A 15,708-nucleotide genomic window follows, 5' to 3' on the forward strand; every position below is an offset into this window, starting at 1 on the left:
GTTCCTTTCTTCGGCAACGCAGGTCGCCGGAGGGGAATGTGTCGCCCTGCCTAACGATCCCTGGCGGCGCCGGAAACCAGGAGTCCCCAGATTGACGAGTCCTCATATGAGATCAGCGCAGGCCGCGGTGAAGGGTCCGTGAAAGGGCGCGGCGGACCGTGACACGGCACGGTCCGCCACATGGTGGGTCACGGCGCCGGCAGCAGCACCACCGTGTTGTCCGGGGTGAGGGCGGGCAGCGTGGTCGGGGTCGCCGCCGGGGAGGTGGCCGCCGTGTCCGAGGCGGACGTGCCGGTGGCGGTCCCGGTGGTCGTGGACGCGGGGAGGCCGGGGGCGCTGACCCCCTCGATGAGCGCGTCCACCTCGGCGAGCAGTGCGTCGATGAACGCGTCCAGCGAGTCGAAGGACTCCAAGCCGGCGTCGTCCAATGCCTCGTCGGCGGCGGCCTCCGCGGCCACGTCGGCGGCATCGCCGGCATCGGCCGCGTCCTCGGCGGCGTCCGCCGACGTGTCCTCCGTCGCCGTGGCGTCGGCGGTGGAGTCCGTGGCGTCGGCGGTGAAGTCCGTGGCGTCGGCGGTGAAGTCCGTGGTGCCGGTCGTGCCGGTGGCCGGGGTGCTCGCCGGGAGGCCCGGCACCAGTTCGAAGACGCTGCCGAGCAGGTCGAGCAGTTCGCCCAGCAGGTCCTCGGTGAGCGGGGTGTCGGCGGCGGGCAGCAGTACGCCGGTCGCCTCCTGCTCCGCCGGGACGAGGGTCACCACCGGCTGCTCGTCCGCGGCCTTGCGCAGCGCCTCCTTGGCGGCCTCGCCCAGCTTGCGCACCTCGGCGTGCGACAGGGTGGCGCGGTCCTGGCGCAGCACCGCCTCCGCCAGGTCGACGACCGGAGCGAGCGCCCCCGCCTGGGCCTTGAGCTTCCCGGCGCGCTGGAGCAGCGCGTCGGAGCCGGGGAGCGCCGCGCCCGGCGCCGCAGCCTCACCGCGCTCACGGACCGGGTCCGCCGCCAGTGCGGCGGGGCCGGTGATCCCGACCAGGAGGGCGGCGCACAGTGCGCCGAGTGCAAGGCGCCGTGCAGGCAGAGCGCGCATGGGCAGTTCCTTTCGAGGGATTTTGCGAACCTGCACCCCACCGTGAGAGCGCCCCATGGCTCCCGCAACCGATCATCGGCCTTTCGGATCACGGTCCGTCACCCCAGTGCCCATACGGCCTGATGAGGGGACGTGAGGCAGAGCGCGCACCCCCGGGGGGCGCACGCACGAGGGATTCACGATTCCAACACACTTGCCGTTGTTCATTGAGTTTCAGTGAATTTGTCCGGTTGATGCCTAGAGTTGCCAACCTCCCCACGCTTCCCCCACGGGCGGACGCATCGCACTCGTCCCCGCTGCTGCCTGCCGCCGCCACTGCTTGACGAAAGGCTCCGACGGTCATGCGCCAATCCCCGGGTCAGCTGCTCCGCCATGCGACGGCGGGCGTGCTCTCCCTTGCCGCGGTGTGGGCTTCCTGCGGCTCCACCGCTGCCGCCCCGGCCCCGGAGGTCGACAGCATCCCGTTCGATCTCAGGCACCGCGCGGTCCAGCACGGCGGCATCGTCCGCGCCGCCAACACCTCCATCACTTGCCGCGCGCGCCAGAAGTCGTGCTCCGACGCGCGCGAGGGCAAGGCCGGGGTCAACGGCGACTTCGACATGCACTACATCGACGTCGACAGCGACCCCAACACCTACAACTCCTCCCGCGCGACCGTCCGGCTGCCCAGCGGCTCCCGGGTGACGTACGCGCGGCTGTACTGGGGCGGCAACCTGCGGGTCGGCGAGCAGAAGCCGGCCGGGGACAACGGGCGCGTGCTCATCGCCGAACCGGGCGGGGAGTACAAGGAGGTGCTCGCCGACACGCTCGTCGGGCACCGGGTGACGAACGACGCGGACGCCTTCCAGGCCTCGGCCGACGTGACGTCCCTGGTGCGTGACAGCGGGTCGGGCCTCTACACCGTGGCGCAGGTCAACGTGGCCGCCGGGCAGTCCGCCGCCGGAGCCTGGGGCGGCTGGACGCTGGTGGTGGTGTACGAGAACCAGTCGGAGCCGCTCCGTCAGCTCGCCCTGTGGGACGGCTTCGCGGCGCTGCGCTCCCGCGGCGAGGACCTGCGGCTGACCGGCCTGAACATCGCCGACGGCGCATCAGGACAGGTGGGTCTGGTCGCCTACAACGGGGACCGCGGCACCACCGGCGACTCGCTCGTGGTGACCGGCCCGTCCGGCTCGGCCTCGCTGGGCGACGGCGCCAACCCGCGCGACGACGTGCTCAACTCCACCATCAGCGGCCCCGGCACCGGCTCCCGCGTGCCCGACTACGGCAACACCCTCGGCTACGACTCCGACGTGTTCGACGTCGGCCGGGGCGTGCTCGGCGCCGGCACCGACGCGGCCCTGCGGCTCACCTCCGTCTCGGACGCCGCGTGGGCCGGCGTGCTCTTCCTCGCCGCCGACGCCCGGTAACCCGGCGCCCGGCGGCCAGCACCCCCTTCCCGACTCCTTCGTCACCACCTTCGTCAGTGAGGAACCCTCACCATGGACCTGTCGTCCTCCGGCCGCCGTCCGCGCGTCCTGCACCTCACGCAGCCGGTGGACGGCGGAGTCGCCCGCGTCGTGGCGGACCTGGTGCGGGCCCAGCTCGCGGACGGGCTCCAGCCCGTCGTGGCCTGCCCGGACAGCGAACTCTCCGTCCGGCTGCGGGCGCTCGGCGCGCCGGTGCACTCCTGGCAGGCGACCCGGTCGCCCGGCCCGTCGCTGGCGCGGGAGGTGCGGCACCTCGCCCGCCTGGTCGACGAGATCCGCCCGGATCTGGTGCACGCGCACAGCGCGAAGGCCGGACTCGCCGGGCGGCTCGCCGTGCGGGGCCGCATCCCGACCGTGTTCCAGCCGCACGCCTGGTCGTTCGAGGCGGTCGGCGGGACCACCGCCGACCTCGCGCTCAAGTGGGAGCGGTGGGGGGCGCGCTGGGCCGCGCGGACGGTGTGCGTGAGCGAGGCCGAGCGCCAAACCGGGGTGGCCGCGGGCATCTCCGGCCGGTGGACCGTGGTGCCCAACGGCGTCGACCCCGAGCACTTCCGCCCGGCGCCCGCCGAGGACGTACGGGCCCTGCTGGCACCGCTGGCCGGGCTGCCGGCCGGCGCGCCCCTCGTCGTCTGTGTGGGGCGGCTGTGCCGGCAGAAGGGCCAGGACGTGCTGCTGCGGGCCTGGCAGTCCGTGGTGCGGCAGGTCCCCGAGGCGCGTCTGGTGCTGGTCGGCGACGGGCCCGACCGGGACCGGCTGCGGGCGGCGGCGCCCCGGTCCGTGGTGCTCGCGGGCGCCGTCGCAGACACCGCGCCCTGGTACCAGGCCGCCGATCTCGTCGTCCTGCCGTCCCGCTGGGAGGGCATGGCCCTGGCGCCGCTGGAGGCGATGGCCTGCGGCCGGCCCGTGGTGCTCACGGACGTGGACGGCGCCCGCGAGAGCCTGCCCCCGGCGTTCGCCCCGTCCCTTCTGGTCCCCCCGGAGAACCCCGCCGAACTGGCCCGTGCCGTCACGGATCTGCTGCGCGACCGGCCGCTGCGCGCGTCCCTCGGTGACGGAGGACGCCGGCATGTGCTGGCCCTGCACGACGTGCGGCGCACCACCCGGGCGGTCATCGACGTCTACCGCGACCTGCTCGGCACCTGGACCGGCAGGAGGTGGACGCGCCCGCCGCGGGACGGCGCGGATGTGCGTGGGCCGGGGCGGAGCCGGGCGGGGAGCGCCGGGGCCCATCGGACCACACAGCGTGTCGAGCCATCCGAGCACAGGGAGTCCATCCACTCGTGACCGCCGAACGTACCGTGCCCTCCCCCGGCACACCGCCGAGGGAGCACGGATTCTCCGCCGTCTCCGTCATGCCGAAGCCCGGCACCGACACCGCCGTCCTCACCGAGCCCGCAGCCACCGGCTACCGGCCGCCCGCAGGCAGGCGCCCGGCCCGGCCGGCCTCGCCGCTGCCGCTGCTCGCCGCGGACGCGGCCGCCGCGCTGGCGGCCGGACTGGCCCTCACCGAGGCACGGCGCCACCTTCTCTTCGTCGCGCTGCTGTGCGCGGCGGCGCTGCTGCTGCGCCCGCGCGACCGCAGACCCCCCGTACCGGCGCTGCTGGAGGAACTGCCCGCCGTGTGGGGGCGGGTGGCGGTGGCCTGGCTGGCGTCCGCCGCGCTGTGGGCCGTGCTGCGTCCGGAGCTCGCGATGGCCACCGGCACCGTGCTGACCGGGCTCGCCCTGCACGCGGTGCTGTGCTGTGGGCTGCGCGCGGCCGTGCACGGGCGGCGGCGGGCCGCCCTGCTGCGGCATCCGCAGGCCGCACTGGTGATCGGCCCGGCGGCGACCGCGCAGCGCGTGGCCACCGCCGTGCTGCGTCATCCGCGCTGCGGGCTGCGGCCGGTGGGGGTGGTCTGCGAGGAGCCGCATGACGGCGAGGGGATCCCGGTGCTGCGGACCGGCGAGGAGGTCGAGCGGGCCGTCGTCCAGAACGGGGTGCGGGCCGTGCTGGCCGTGCACCCCTCGGTCCGCGCCGACCAGGAGCCGCTGCTGCGCACGCTCGCCGGGTCCGGCTGCGAGATCTGGGAGCTGGACGCCGCCACACCGGCGTGTCCGACCGGTGAGCGGCTGGCCGGATTCGCTTGCCGGCGGCTGGAGTTCTTCCCGGCTCGGGCGGGCAGCGCGGGCAAGCGGGCCCTGGACATCGTGGTGTCGGGGGCGCTGCTGCTTCTGGTCAGCCCGCTGCTGCTGGTGTGCGCGGTGACGCTGCGGATCTGCGACGGGCCCGGAGTGGTGTTCCAGCAGGAGCGCATCGGCCGCGACGGGCGGCCGTTCACGCTGCTGAAGTTCCGTACCCACCGGCCGGTCGACGAGCACGAGTCGGCGACCCGGTGGAGCGTGGCCAACGAGAACGAGATGCGCCGCTTCTGCCGGATGCTGCGGCGCACCTCGCTGGACGAGCTGCTGCAGCTGTGGAACGTGCTGAGGGGCGACATGAGCCTGGTCGGCCCGCGCCCCGAACGCCCCTACTTCGTGTCCCAGTTCAGCCAGAAGTACCCCGGCTACGCGGCCCGGCACCGGATGCGGACCGGCATCACCGGCCTCGCCCAGATCCACGGGCTGCGCGGCGACACCTCCATCGAGGACCGCGCCCGCTTCGACAACGCCTACATCGACGACTGGTCGCTGTGGCAGGACGTCTGCATCCTGCTGCGCACCGCCGTCACGCTGGTCCGGCCGACGGGGAGCTGAACAGAACGTGCGTCACGCCCTTGCCCTGCTCCCGCGCTGGGCGGCCGAACGGGTGCCGGTGCTGCCCCTCGCGGCGGTGACCGCCCTGCTGGCCGTGCCGCACACGGGGGACGGCGCCGGTCCCGCGGACGCCATGTCCGGGCTGCTGGTGGTGTACTGCGTGATCCTGCTGCTGCGCGAGCGGTGGCGCCCGCTGACGCCGGTGGCCGCGCTGGTGCTGGGCCTTCCGGTGGCGGGCCTCGCGCTGGCCGCCATGGGGGCGTCCTCGGCGACGGCCGGGCTCACCGGCCTCGGCCGCAATCTGCAGGTCTTCGTGCTGGTCCCGGCCGCGGTGCTGGTGCTGACCCGGCACCGGGCCGACTTCCGGGTGCTGGCCTGGACGTTCGTGGGGCTCGCGGGGTGGCAGGGGGCCGTCGGCGTGCACCAGTACGTCACCGGCACCGGCGCCAGCTACCAGGGCGAGCCGATCCGGGCGGTCGGCACGTTCGGGGCGCAGGACGTGATGGGCATGGCGACGGTGGTCGCGCTCGGCCTGGTGTGCGCGGTGGGCCTCGCGCTGGGGCGGGCGCCCCGGTGGCAGCGGGCGGCCGCCGCGGGCTGCGCGGTGGTGCTGCTGCTGCCGCTCGCGCTGTCCTTCAGCCGGGGCGCCTGGATCGCCACGGCGCTGACCTGCGCGGTGCAGCTGGTGCTGGCGGGGCTGCGGCGCGCGGTGAAGGCGGGCGCGGCGCTGGTCGCCGCGGGGATCGTGCTGATGGGCGGCTTCGGGGTCGGCACGGCGCAGCTCCAGGAGCGGATCGACAGCATCGGGCAGGTCACCGACGCGCCCGACCAGTCCGTGGTGGACCGGTACGCGCTGTGGGGGTCCGCGCTCGGCATGTGGCGGGAACAGCCGCTGACCGGCGTGGGCCTGAAGAACTTCCCCGAGTACCGCGACGAGCACGCCACGCTGGCGCTGTCCTCGGGCAGCGACATCGGGGGCGCGGGCGAGGCGTACCACAAGCAGGCGCTGCTGTCGCCGCACAGCATGTATCTGCTGGTGCTGAGCGAGCAGGGCCTGATCGGGCTGGTCACCCTCGCCGGCGGCTGGCTGGCGCTGCTGGTGTGCGGCCTGCGCCGGCTGCAGCGGGCGCACCGCCACGGCCCGGCCCCCGACTGCGGCCTGATCGCCTGCGGCCTGCTGATCTGGCTGCTGACCGACTTCGTCTACGGCGACATCGGCGGCCCCTCGACGGTCCTGACGGGCATGGCCCTGGGCCTGGCCGCCTGGTGGGGGCTGGCTGCCGGCCCGCAGGAGGCCGCACCGCCGCACGGCGAGCCGGCCGCGCGGGTCGAGGAGGCCGTGTCCCGATGACGCTCGTCCCCTCCCACACCCCAGGCACACCGGGCACCCCGGGCACCCCGGGCACACCGGGCACGCCACCCGGCCCCCGTACCGCCGCATCCGCCACCGAGCCTGGCCCGACGACGGCCCCGGATGCGGACGCCGCGAAGGCTGCTTCCGGTGCGGACTCAACGACTGCCTCCGATCCGGACTCCCGGGCTGCCTCCGGTCCGGACACCCCGCCCTTCGGCCAAGGCGCACCGACCACCCTCGGCCAGGGCACCATGACCGTCTACCGCCGCGGCTTCACGACCACCCACGGCCGAGGCTCTACGAGCGCCCACGGCCGAGGCTCCACCACTGCCCTCGACTCGAGCCCCACGACCGTGCCCGCCCCGGACACCGCGACCGCCCCCGGTGCGGACTCGACGACCACCACCACGCCGGACTCCACGACCGCCCGCGGCCAAGGCTCGCCCACCGCTCACGCCGAAGGCTCCATGACCGCCTGCGGCCAAGGCGCGCCGACCGCACACGGCAAGGGCACCGTGACCGCCTACGGCCAAGGCTCCACAACCACCCGCGGCTCAAGCCCCACGCCCGTGCCCGCCCCGGACACCCCGACCGCCCCCCATCAGGACTCCACGACCACCCCCGACCCGGACTCCACAACCACCCCCGACCCGGACTCCACAACCGCGCGAGCCACGGGCGCCGTACCTGCTGCGCGGCCTGCACGCACCAGTGGCGGGGCTGAACAGACCACGGCCTCCGGGAAGTTCCTGGCGCGGGCCACGCTCGTCACCGCGGCGCTGTCCGTCGGCGGGTCGTTGCTGGGGCTGGTGCGGGATCAGTCGCTGGCCCGGCTGTTCGGGGCCGGGAGCGACACGGACGCCTTCCTGGTGGCGTGGACCGTGCCGGAGGTGGCGGCGACGCTGCTGATCGAGGACGGGCTGGCGATCGCGCTGATCCCGGCGTTCAGCATGGCGCTGGCCCGCCGGGCCAGGGGCGTGCCGGGTGATCCCGTGCGGGAGCTGGTCGCCGCCACGCTGCCCCGGCTGTGCCTCGCCTTCGCCGCCGTGGCCGCGCTGGTGGCCGCCGCCGCCCCGCTGCTGATGCGGGCGCTCGCCCCGGGGCTGCCCGACCCCGGGCTCGCCGTCGACTGCACCCGGCTCACCGCGATCAGCCTGCTGGCCTTCGGCCTGGCCGGCTACTGCAGCGCCGCCCTGCGCGCGCACCGCAGCTTCTTCGCGCCCGCGGCGATCTACATGGCCTACAACACCGGCATCGTCGCCGCGATGTTCCTGCTGGGCGCCACCTGGGGCGTGCGGTCGGCCGCGGTCGGCGTGGCGGTGGGCGGTGTGCTGATGGTGGTGGTGCAGCTGCCGTCGCTGTGGCGGCATCTGACGTCCCGTACGAACGCGCCCGTGGACGCCCCGGACACCGGTGACGATCCGCGCCGGCCGGTGCGGCTCGCGCTGATCGCCGCCGTGCTGCTGTTCGCGCTGTGCCGTCAGTCGCAGGTGCTGGTCGAACGCTTCCTCGCCTCCTCACTGCCCGCGGGCGCCATCTCGCACCTCAACTACGCGCAGAAGGTCGCCCAGATCCCGATGACGCTGTCGCTGATGGTGGTCACCGTCACCTTCCCGGTGGTGGCGCGGGCCCTCGCGGACGGCGACACCGAGCGGGCCCGGCGCCGCGTGGAACGCGATCTGGTGCTGGCCTCCTGCGTGGTGCTGCTGGGTCTGTGCGCGGTGCTGGCCTGCGCCCCGCAGATCATCGAACTGCTCTTCCAGCGCGGCGCGTTCACCGCGGCCGACACCGTGGCCACGGCGGACGTGATGCGCGTGTACGCCCTCGGTCTGCTGGCGCAGACCCTGGTGGGCGCCCTGGTCCGCTCCTACTTCTCGGCGGGCCGCCCCTGCTGGTACCCCCTGGCGGTGATGGTCGCGGGTGTGGCCGCCACCTCGCTGATCGGCGCCGTCACCGTGGGCCCGTGGGGTGTGGCGGGGATCGCCGCCGCCAACGCCTTCGGCATCACCGTCACCGCCGCCCTGCTGCTCGCCGGTCTGCGCTCCTCCCGGCGCGGCGGCAGCCCGTACGGCGTCTCGATCCGGGTGCGCAAGGTCCTCGCCGAGCTGAGCAGGCCCGTGCTGGCCGCCGCCGCGGCGACCGCCGCCGGATGGTTCGTGGCGGGCCGGACCGACTCCCCCGCGGCGGGTCTCGCCGCCGGCGGCCTGGCCGTCACCGCAGTCTTCTTCTCCCTCGCCTGGGCCCTCGGCGTCCAGGGCTTCGCATCCGCTGTGCGCCCCGTACGCGCCGTCACACGAAAGCTGACTCATGGCCGCTTCCGTTGATTCCGCCACCACCGACAGACCCGACAGACCAGACAGACCCGGCAGACCCGGCAGACCCTCCGCCCCGCTCCCGGGGCCGGTCCCATGGATCGCCATGTACCACTCCGTGGGCGACTGCTCGGACGATCCGTACCGCATCACCGTCACCCCCGAGCGGCTCGGCCGGCAGCTGGCCTGGCTGCGGCGGCGCGGCCTGCGCGGGGTGTCCGTGGCCGACCTGCTCGCCGCCCGCGCCCGCGGCGACGGCCGCGACCTGGTCGCCCTCACCTTCGACGACGGCTATGTCGACTTCCTCACCGGCGCGCTGCCGCTGCTGCGCCGCTGGAACTGCGGCGCCACACTCTTCGTGCTGCCCGGACGGCTGGGCGGCGACAACGCCTGGGACCCGCTGGGCCCGCGCAAGCCGCTGCTGAACGCGGCCGGCATCCGGCAGGCGATCGAGCACGGCGTGGAGATCGGCTCGCACGGTCTGACCCACGTCGACCTGACCAAGACGGACGACGCCACCCTCAAGGCGGAGGTCGCCGAGAGCCGCGCCCTGCTGAAGGAGCTGACCGGCGGCCCGGTCGAGGGCTTCTGCTACCCGTACGGCACGGTCGACCAGCGGGCCGTGCAGGCCGTGCGGGAGGCCGGCTACCGCTACGCCTGCGCCATCGACCCCGGCACGCTGACCGGCCTGCTGGCGCTGCCGCGCGTCCACATCGGCCAGAACGACACGGCCTGGCGGATGTTCCTCAAGCTGCGCCTGCACCGGCTGCGCCGCCGCCCGGCGAAGGGGGGCGCGGCATGAGGGTCCTGCACATCATCACCGGTCTCGGCGTCGGCGGCGCCGAGCAGCAGCTGCGGCTGCTGCTGCGTCACCTCCCGGCCGACTGCGAGGTGGTGACGCTCACCAACCCGGGCGCGGTCGCCGATGGTCTCGCCTCGGACGGGGTCCGCGTCACCCATCTCGGCATGCACGGCAACCGGGACCTCACCGCCCTGCCGCGCCTGGTGCGCCTGATCCGCGCGGGCCGCTACGACCTGGTGCACACCCATCTGTACCGGGCGTGCGTCTACGGGCGGCTCGCCGCGCGGCTCGCGGGGGTGCGGGCGGTCGTGGCCACCGAGCACTCGCTGGGCGACACCCAGATGGAGGGCCGCCGGCTCACCGCCGGGGTGCGGGCGCTGTACCTCGCCAGCGAGCGGCTGGGCTCGGCGACGGTGGCGGTGTCCGCGGCGGTCGCCGACCGGCTCAAGCGCTGGGGGGTGCCCGCGCCGCGCATCGAGGTGGTGCCCAACGGCATCGACCTGGACGGCTTCCGCTTCGGCACCGGGCGGCGCGCCGCCACCCGTCGCCGGCTCGGCCTGCCCGAGGACGCGTTCGTGGTCGGCGGCATCGGCCGGCTCGCCCCCGGCAAGCGGTTCGACGTGCTGGTGCGGGCGCTGACGCGGCTGCCGGAGGACTGCTGGCTGCTGCTGGTGGGCGGCGGCCCCGAGGAGCACATGCTGCGCCGCACCGCCCAGGAGGCGGGCGTGGCGGGCCGGGTGCTGTTCACCGGGGAACGCCCGTACATCGCCGACGGCTCCTCAGGCCCCGATCTGCCGTCGCTCACCTCGGCCATGGACCTGTTCGCCTCCCCGTCCGCCGACGAGGCCTTCGGCCTGGCGGCGGTGGAGGCACTGGCCTCCGGTCTGCCCGTGCTGTACACGGCCTGCCCGGCGATCGAGGACCTGCCGCCGTCCGAGACCGGCGGCGCCCGGCGGGTGCGCGGCGGGCCCGAGGAGTACGCCCGCGCGATCGCCGAGGCGCGTGCCGCGGGCCCCCGGCCCCGGACGGTTCCGCAGGCGGCGCACCGCTACAGCATCAGCCGCAGCGCGGCCCGGCTGATGGACGTGTACGCGGCGGCCGTCTCCGGTCCGGGCGCCTCGCCGCGCGGCGCGTTCCTGCCCGCCCCCTCTCCCCCGGCGTCCACCTCTTCTTCAGCACCTTCGTCCGTCGTCTCTTCCGTCTCGTCCTTCGGAGCAAGCCCGTCATGACCGACTCCCCGACCCGTCAGCGCCGTCTGTCCCTGGCCCGTGCCGGTGCGCTGCCGTCCTGGTCCGTCCTCGCGGCCGGCACCCTGCTGGGCGGTCTTCTCGGCGGCGCGTACGGCCTGTTCACGCCGGCGACGTACACGGCCACCAGTTACGTCGTCGCCGTGCCGACCTCGAAGTCCACCCCGGAGGCCGCCCGTGGCTTCGCGCAGGCGTACGGCCGGGTGGCGACGCAGCTGGCGGTGCTCGGGGACGCCCAGGTATGGGCGGGCGTGCCGGTCGGGACGCTGCGCGAGAGCGTGCGCGCCTCCACCTCGCCGGACGCCCCGATGGTCGCCCTGTCAGCCACCTCCTCCGAGCCGGGCCGGGCGGTCGACATGGCCAACGCGGTCTCGCGCGCGCTCACCCAGCACGCGGAGCACAGCCGGGACAGCACCCAGGTGCGTCTCGTGCAGTTCTCGCGGGCGGTGCGGCCGAGCGAGCCCACGTCCGCATCGCCGGGTGTGACGGCCCTGGTGGGTGCGAGCGCGGGCGGGCTGCTGGGCGGCCTCGGTCTGCTGGCGCGGCCGAGGCGAGGCGGCCGGGACGACGAGGCCGTCCCGGCCGCTTCGGTGCCCGGTCCGGCCACCGCCGCCGACGCGCACGGCAAGCGGTGATCCCGGTGCCGGCCGGGCCGGGGGCGAGGGTTCTACCACCACGTGAAGCGGATGCAGAGCCGCCCGCCGAGCCAGTGCTCCACCCAGTCGCCCAGGTCCAGCACCGAGCAGTTCGGCGGCTCGGCAGGAGCCGGCGGCTGCGTGGGGGCCGTGGGTGTCGGTGTGGGCACCGGGTACCCGGGGTGGTCGTGGCGGCCGGAGAGGACGGACCGGTAGACGTGCGACGACCACGGGTTGGCGTCGCACTGCCACACCCCGTGCGGGCAGTAGTCGGTCAGCGTGTTGTACAGCGGCCGGTGCTCGGCGATCCAGGAGAGCATGCGCCGCATGTACTCGGGATTGTCGCCGTTGCGGAACAGCCCCCATTCCGGGTACGAGATGGGCTTTCGGTGCGCCCGGGCGAATTCCACGTGGTGCCTCAGCCCGTAGGGTTCACTCACCTGCTCGTCGAACGACAGTCCGGACGGCTGGTCGTAGGAATCCATTCCGACGATGTCGACCATGTCGTCCCCGGGGTAGCACTCGGTCCACGGGACGGCGTCCCGGCCGCGGCTCGGGGTGAAATCGAACCGGAATTTCTGGCCCGGCACCGCACGCATCGTGGTGACGATCCGCCGCCAGTACGTCTTCCACGCCTGAGGGTCCGGCCCGCAGCGGTGGGTGTAGGTGATGCCGTTCATCTCCCAGCCGAGCACGATCACCGTCTCCGGCACCTTCAGCCGCACCAGCCGTTCGGCGAGGGTGCGGAAGTGGTGGTCGAACTCCCCGGCAGCGCCGCGCCGCAGCAGCTCGCGGACCTCGTGGTCGGGCACGCCCTCCTCGTTGCGGGCCTGCATGGGGACGTTGAGGACGAGCCTCCGGCCGGGCTTCGCGTTGCGCCAGTCGGCCCACGCCTCGAGCCACTGGGCCCTGCCCTCGATGTCGCTCCAGTCGCTGCCGGGCAGGTAGGTGTGCCCGACGGTGAGCTCCGCGCCGCCCAGCCACTGGCTGAACTGGGCCATCCGGTCCACGCCCCGCTGGTCGGAGCCGAGGAAGACACCGAAGGGCGGGTGCTCCCGGCCGGCCGTCGTCCGGTCGGCCGGCTCGGGCAGCAGCGGTACGGGGGCGGCGGGCGCGGGGGCGGGGGGCGCAGTCGGGGCGGCGGTGCCCGGGACGCCCGGCGCCGGGGCGCGGCCGTCGTCGACCGGCAGCACCGTGGCATCCACTCCGGTGACGAGGAGACCTGCCGCCAGGGCGGCGGACACGGCCAGCGCCGCTCCCCTGACCGGCCGCCTGCGCTTTCGGACCCGCTTCTCGTGAGGGACCATGTCTGCTCCTTCGGTCGGGTCGTTGGCGCTCGTATCGCTCACGGAATCGCTCACGTTATTGACGAACAGTCACATGAAAGTCAGTCACAGATGATCCACCGACGCCACCGTCGTTGCGGCTTTCGAGTGCCGTTCTCGCCCGAGCGGGTGAGCGGACGGAATGCGGACGGACGCCGGTGATGAAAGCTCCGGGCCGCTCCGGAAGAAAGCGAGAATTCGTGTCGCTGCTCGACACCGAAGTCCCGGCCGTGGTGCTGCGGACCGACCGGAACCCTTTTCACCACGGAACGCTCGGCGCCGTGCGTTCCCTCGGCCGGGCGGGCGTGCCCGTGCATGTGGTCGCCGATGTGACGGGCAGTCCGGTCGGCCGTTCGCGGTATGCGGCCCGGCTGCACGCCCCGCCGCCTCCGCAGGCGTCCGCCGACGATCTGCTCGCCGTGCTGCGCCGGGTGGCCGGCGAGATCGGGCGGCCGGCCGTGCTGGTGACCATGGACGACGCCTGCGCGATCGCCGCGGCCCGCCTGCGCGAGACCCTCGCCCCGTCCTATCTGCTGCCTGAGATGCCCGAGACCCTGGCCGAACGGGTCGCGGACAAGGCCGAGTTGGCCGCCGTGTGCGCCTCGGCGGGGCTGCCGCACCCGCCAACGCTGGTCCCGGACAGTGCGGTGCGCGCCGCCGACGACGCGCGGCGGCTCGGGCTGCCGGCGGTGGCGAAGTGGAGCCGCCCCTGGCTGCTGCCGCCCGGCCTGGGGCTGCGCAGCACCCAGCTGGTGCACACGGCGCAGCAGGCCCGGCAGCTGTACGAGCGCACCGAGGAGGCGGGCAGCCCGCTGCTGCTGCAGGAGTTCCTGCCGCCAGGACCGGACCGCGACTGGTTCTTCCACGGCTACGCCGACCGCACCGGGGCCCTGCGCGCGGGCGGGCCGGGCCGCAAGCGGCTGGCGTGGCCGCGCGGTGCGGGGCTGACGGCGGTGGGCCGCTGGACGCCCAACCCTCAGGTGCGGGAGCTGGCGGAACGGCTGGTCGCCGCGCTCGGCTACCGCGGCATCCTCGACCTGGACTTCCGGCGCTGCGGCACAACGGGCCGCTACCACCTGCTCGACTTCAACCCGCGGCCGGGCGCGCAGTTCCGGCTGTTCGCCGACAGTGCGGGCGTGGACGTCGTACGGGCCCTGCACCTGGACCTGACGGGCCGTGCGCTGCCGGACGGAGAGCAGCTGGCGGGGCGGGAGTTCGTGGTGGAGAACTACGCGCCGCTGGCCGCGCTGCGCGGCGCGCCGGGCGGGCGTGAACTCGCCTGGTACGCGGCGGACGACCGCGGTCCCGGGTGGGCGATGTGGTCCCTGTGGTGCCGCCATGTCTCCGGCCGGCTGCGGCAGCGCCTGATCCCGAGGCCGGCGGCACCGGCCACCCCTGTGATCCCCCGGGCGGCCTCACCCTTGCCGACCGACAACGAGAAAGCGAGCAGTTGATGATGTACGACCTTCTGGTGGTGGGTGCCGGTCCGTACGGGCTGTCGATCGCGGCGCACGCCGCGTCCGCCGGGCTGAGCCTGCGCGTGTTCGGCCGTCCCATGGCGTCCTGGCGCGACCACATGCCCTCCGGCATGTTCCTGAAGTCCGAGCCCTGGGCTTCCAACCTGTCCGACCCGGCGGGCCGCTGGCGGCTGGACGTCTACTGCGCCGAGAACGGGCTGACGGCGCGTCACGCCCACCCGATCCCCGTGGAGGCGTTCGCCGGGTACGGCCTGTGGTTCGCCAAGCACGCCGTGCCCGACGTGGACGAGCGCACCATCGTCCGGCTGGCGGCCGTGCCCGGCGGTTTCGTCGCGGTCACCGAGGACGGCCAGGAGGTGCGTGCGCGCACCGTGGCGCTGGCGGTCGGTGTGATGCCGTTCATCGAGGTGCCGCAGGCGCTGCGCGGGCTGCACCCGTCGCTGGTGACCCACAGCAGCCACCACAGCGACCTCGACCAGTTCCGCGGCAAGGACGTCACCGTGATCGGCGGCGGGCAGGCGGCCCTGGAGACGGCGGCGCTGCTCGCCGAGCAGGGCACCCGGGTGCGGGTGCTGGCGCGGGCGGACCGGCTGGTGTGGAACGACGTGCCGCCGCCGTGGGAGCGCCCGTGGTGGCAGTCGGTCCGCTCCCCGCACAGCGGTCTCGGCCCCGGCTGGAAGAACTGGTTCTACTCCGAGCGTCCGGGCCTGTTCCGGCGGCTGCCGGAGTCCACGCGGTCGCGCGTCGCCGCGACGGCGCTCGGTCCGGCGGGCGCCTGGTGGCTGCGGGACCGGGTGGAGCGCGCCGTGGAGGTGGCGCCGAGCCAGGAGGTGACGGCCGCCACCGCGGTGCCGGGCGGGGTGCGCCTGGACGTGCTGAGCCGTGACGGCTCGGTGCGCTCGGTGGAGACCGAGCATGTGATCGCGGCGACCGGCTTCAAGGCCCGCTGCGACCGGCTGGGCCTGCTCGCGCCCGAGCTGCGCCGGAGCCTCGCCACGCTGCCCGACGGCTCCCCCGATGTCGGCCGGTGCTTCGAGTCCTCGCAGCCGGGGCTGTTCCTGGCGGGCCTGATCACCGCGTCCGGCTTCGGCCCTTCGATGCGCTTCGTGCACGGGGCGACCTTCACCGCCTCGGCCCTCGTCCAGGGCGTGCGGCGCCGGCTCCGCTCGACCCCGGCCCGCGGCACGGTCCCGCTGCCCGCGAGCGCCGGCCGCGCCGAGACGCCGACTCCGGTGACGCGCTGACGGGGCCCTGCGGGGTGTGGCAAGGGGT

At 74.7% G+C, this 15,708-nt stretch carries 12 protein-coding genes; 10 read left to right on the forward strand and 2 right to left on the reverse strand.

The annotated features are described in order from the left end of the window. Positions 1-188: 188 nt before the first annotated feature. The gene (locus tag ABD207_RS00140; protein WP_344008891.1) at positions 189-1,082 is read right to left on the reverse strand and encodes a hypothetical protein; all 894 of its coding nucleotides are present in this window, start codon (positions 1,080-1,082) and stop codon (positions 189-191) included. Positions 1,083-1,423: 341 nt separating this feature from the next. Between ABD207_RS00140 and ABD207_RS00145 the strand changes: the two genes are divergently transcribed. The 8 genes from ABD207_RS00145 (at position 1,424) to ABD207_RS00180 (ending at position 11,633) form a co-directional block, all read left to right on the forward strand. Beyond that, positions 1,424-2,488: a DUF3344 domain-containing protein gene (locus ABD207_RS00145; protein WP_344008893.1), complete on the forward strand. Its 1,065-nt coding sequence runs from the start codon at positions 1,424-1,426 to the stop codon at positions 2,486-2,488. A gap of 72 nt (positions 2,489-2,560) precedes the next feature. Further along, a complete protein-coding gene (locus ABD207_RS00150; protein ID WP_344008895.1) occupies positions 2,561-3,832 on the forward strand; it encodes a glycosyltransferase in 1,272 nt (423 codons plus the stop codon). Beyond that, positions 3,829-5,283 (forward strand): exopolysaccharide biosynthesis polyprenyl glycosylphosphotransferase, encoded by a 1,455-nt coding sequence (locus ABD207_RS00155; protein ID WP_344008898.1) that lies wholly within the window; start codon positions 3,829-3,831, stop codon positions 5,281-5,283. Before ABD207_RS00150 ends, ABD207_RS00155 begins: the two co-directional genes overlap by 4 nt. Positions 5,284-5,290: 7 nt before the next feature. Next, positions 5,291-6,634, forward strand: a complete 1,344-nt coding sequence (locus ABD207_RS00160) for an O-antigen ligase family protein (protein ID WP_344008901.1) — start codon at positions 5,291-5,293, stop codon at positions 6,632-6,634. Positions 6,635-7,416: 782 nt separating this feature from the next. Beyond that, a complete protein-coding gene (locus ABD207_RS00165; RefSeq protein ID WP_425580602.1) occupies positions 7,417-8,961 on the forward strand; it encodes a lipid II flippase MurJ in 1,545 nt (514 codons plus the stop codon). Then, positions 8,945-9,751: a polysaccharide deacetylase family protein gene (locus ABD207_RS00170; protein WP_425580600.1), complete on the forward strand. Its 807-nt coding sequence runs from the start codon at positions 8,945-8,947 to the stop codon at positions 9,749-9,751. Before ABD207_RS00165 ends, ABD207_RS00170 begins: the two co-directional genes overlap by 17 nt. Further along, positions 9,748-10,980, forward strand: coding sequence for a glycosyltransferase (locus ABD207_RS00175; protein ID WP_344008905.1), 1,233 nt, complete (start codon positions 9,748-9,750; stop codon positions 10,978-10,980). The genes ABD207_RS00170 and ABD207_RS00175 overlap by 4 nt, the downstream gene beginning before the upstream one ends. Further along, positions 10,977-11,633, forward strand: a complete 657-nt coding sequence (locus ABD207_RS00180) for a YveK family protein (RefSeq protein ID WP_344008907.1) — start codon at positions 10,977-10,979, stop codon at positions 11,631-11,633. Before ABD207_RS00175 ends, ABD207_RS00180 begins: the two co-directional genes overlap by 4 nt. Before the next feature lie 32 nt (positions 11,634-11,665). On the opposite strand, the gene ABD207_RS00185 is transcribed toward ABD207_RS00180, so the two are convergent. Continuing rightward, the gene (locus ABD207_RS00185) at positions 11,666-12,940 is read right to left on the reverse strand and encodes a glycoside hydrolase family 26 protein (RefSeq protein WP_344008910.1); all 1,275 of its coding nucleotides are present in this window, start codon (positions 12,938-12,940) and stop codon (positions 11,666-11,668) included. Positions 12,941-13,158: 218 nt separating this feature from the next. Between ABD207_RS00185 and ABD207_RS00190 the strand changes: the two genes are divergently transcribed. Continuing rightward, positions 13,159-14,412 (forward strand): carboxylate--amine ligase, encoded by a 1,254-nt coding sequence (locus ABD207_RS00190; RefSeq protein WP_344008912.1) that lies wholly within the window; start codon positions 13,159-13,161, stop codon positions 14,410-14,412. Between the two features lie 2 nt (positions 14,413-14,414). Then, positions 14,415-15,680 (forward strand): FAD-dependent oxidoreductase, encoded by a 1,266-nt coding sequence (locus ABD207_RS00195; protein WP_344009025.1) that lies wholly within the window; start codon positions 14,415-14,417, stop codon positions 15,678-15,680. Positions 15,681-15,708 lie beyond the last annotated feature (28 nt).

Source organism: Streptomyces thermospinosisporus, from assembly GCF_039526425.1.
Taxonomy (GTDB): Bacteria; Actinomycetota; Actinomycetes; order Streptomycetales; family Streptomycetaceae; genus Streptomyces; species Streptomyces thermocarboxydovorans.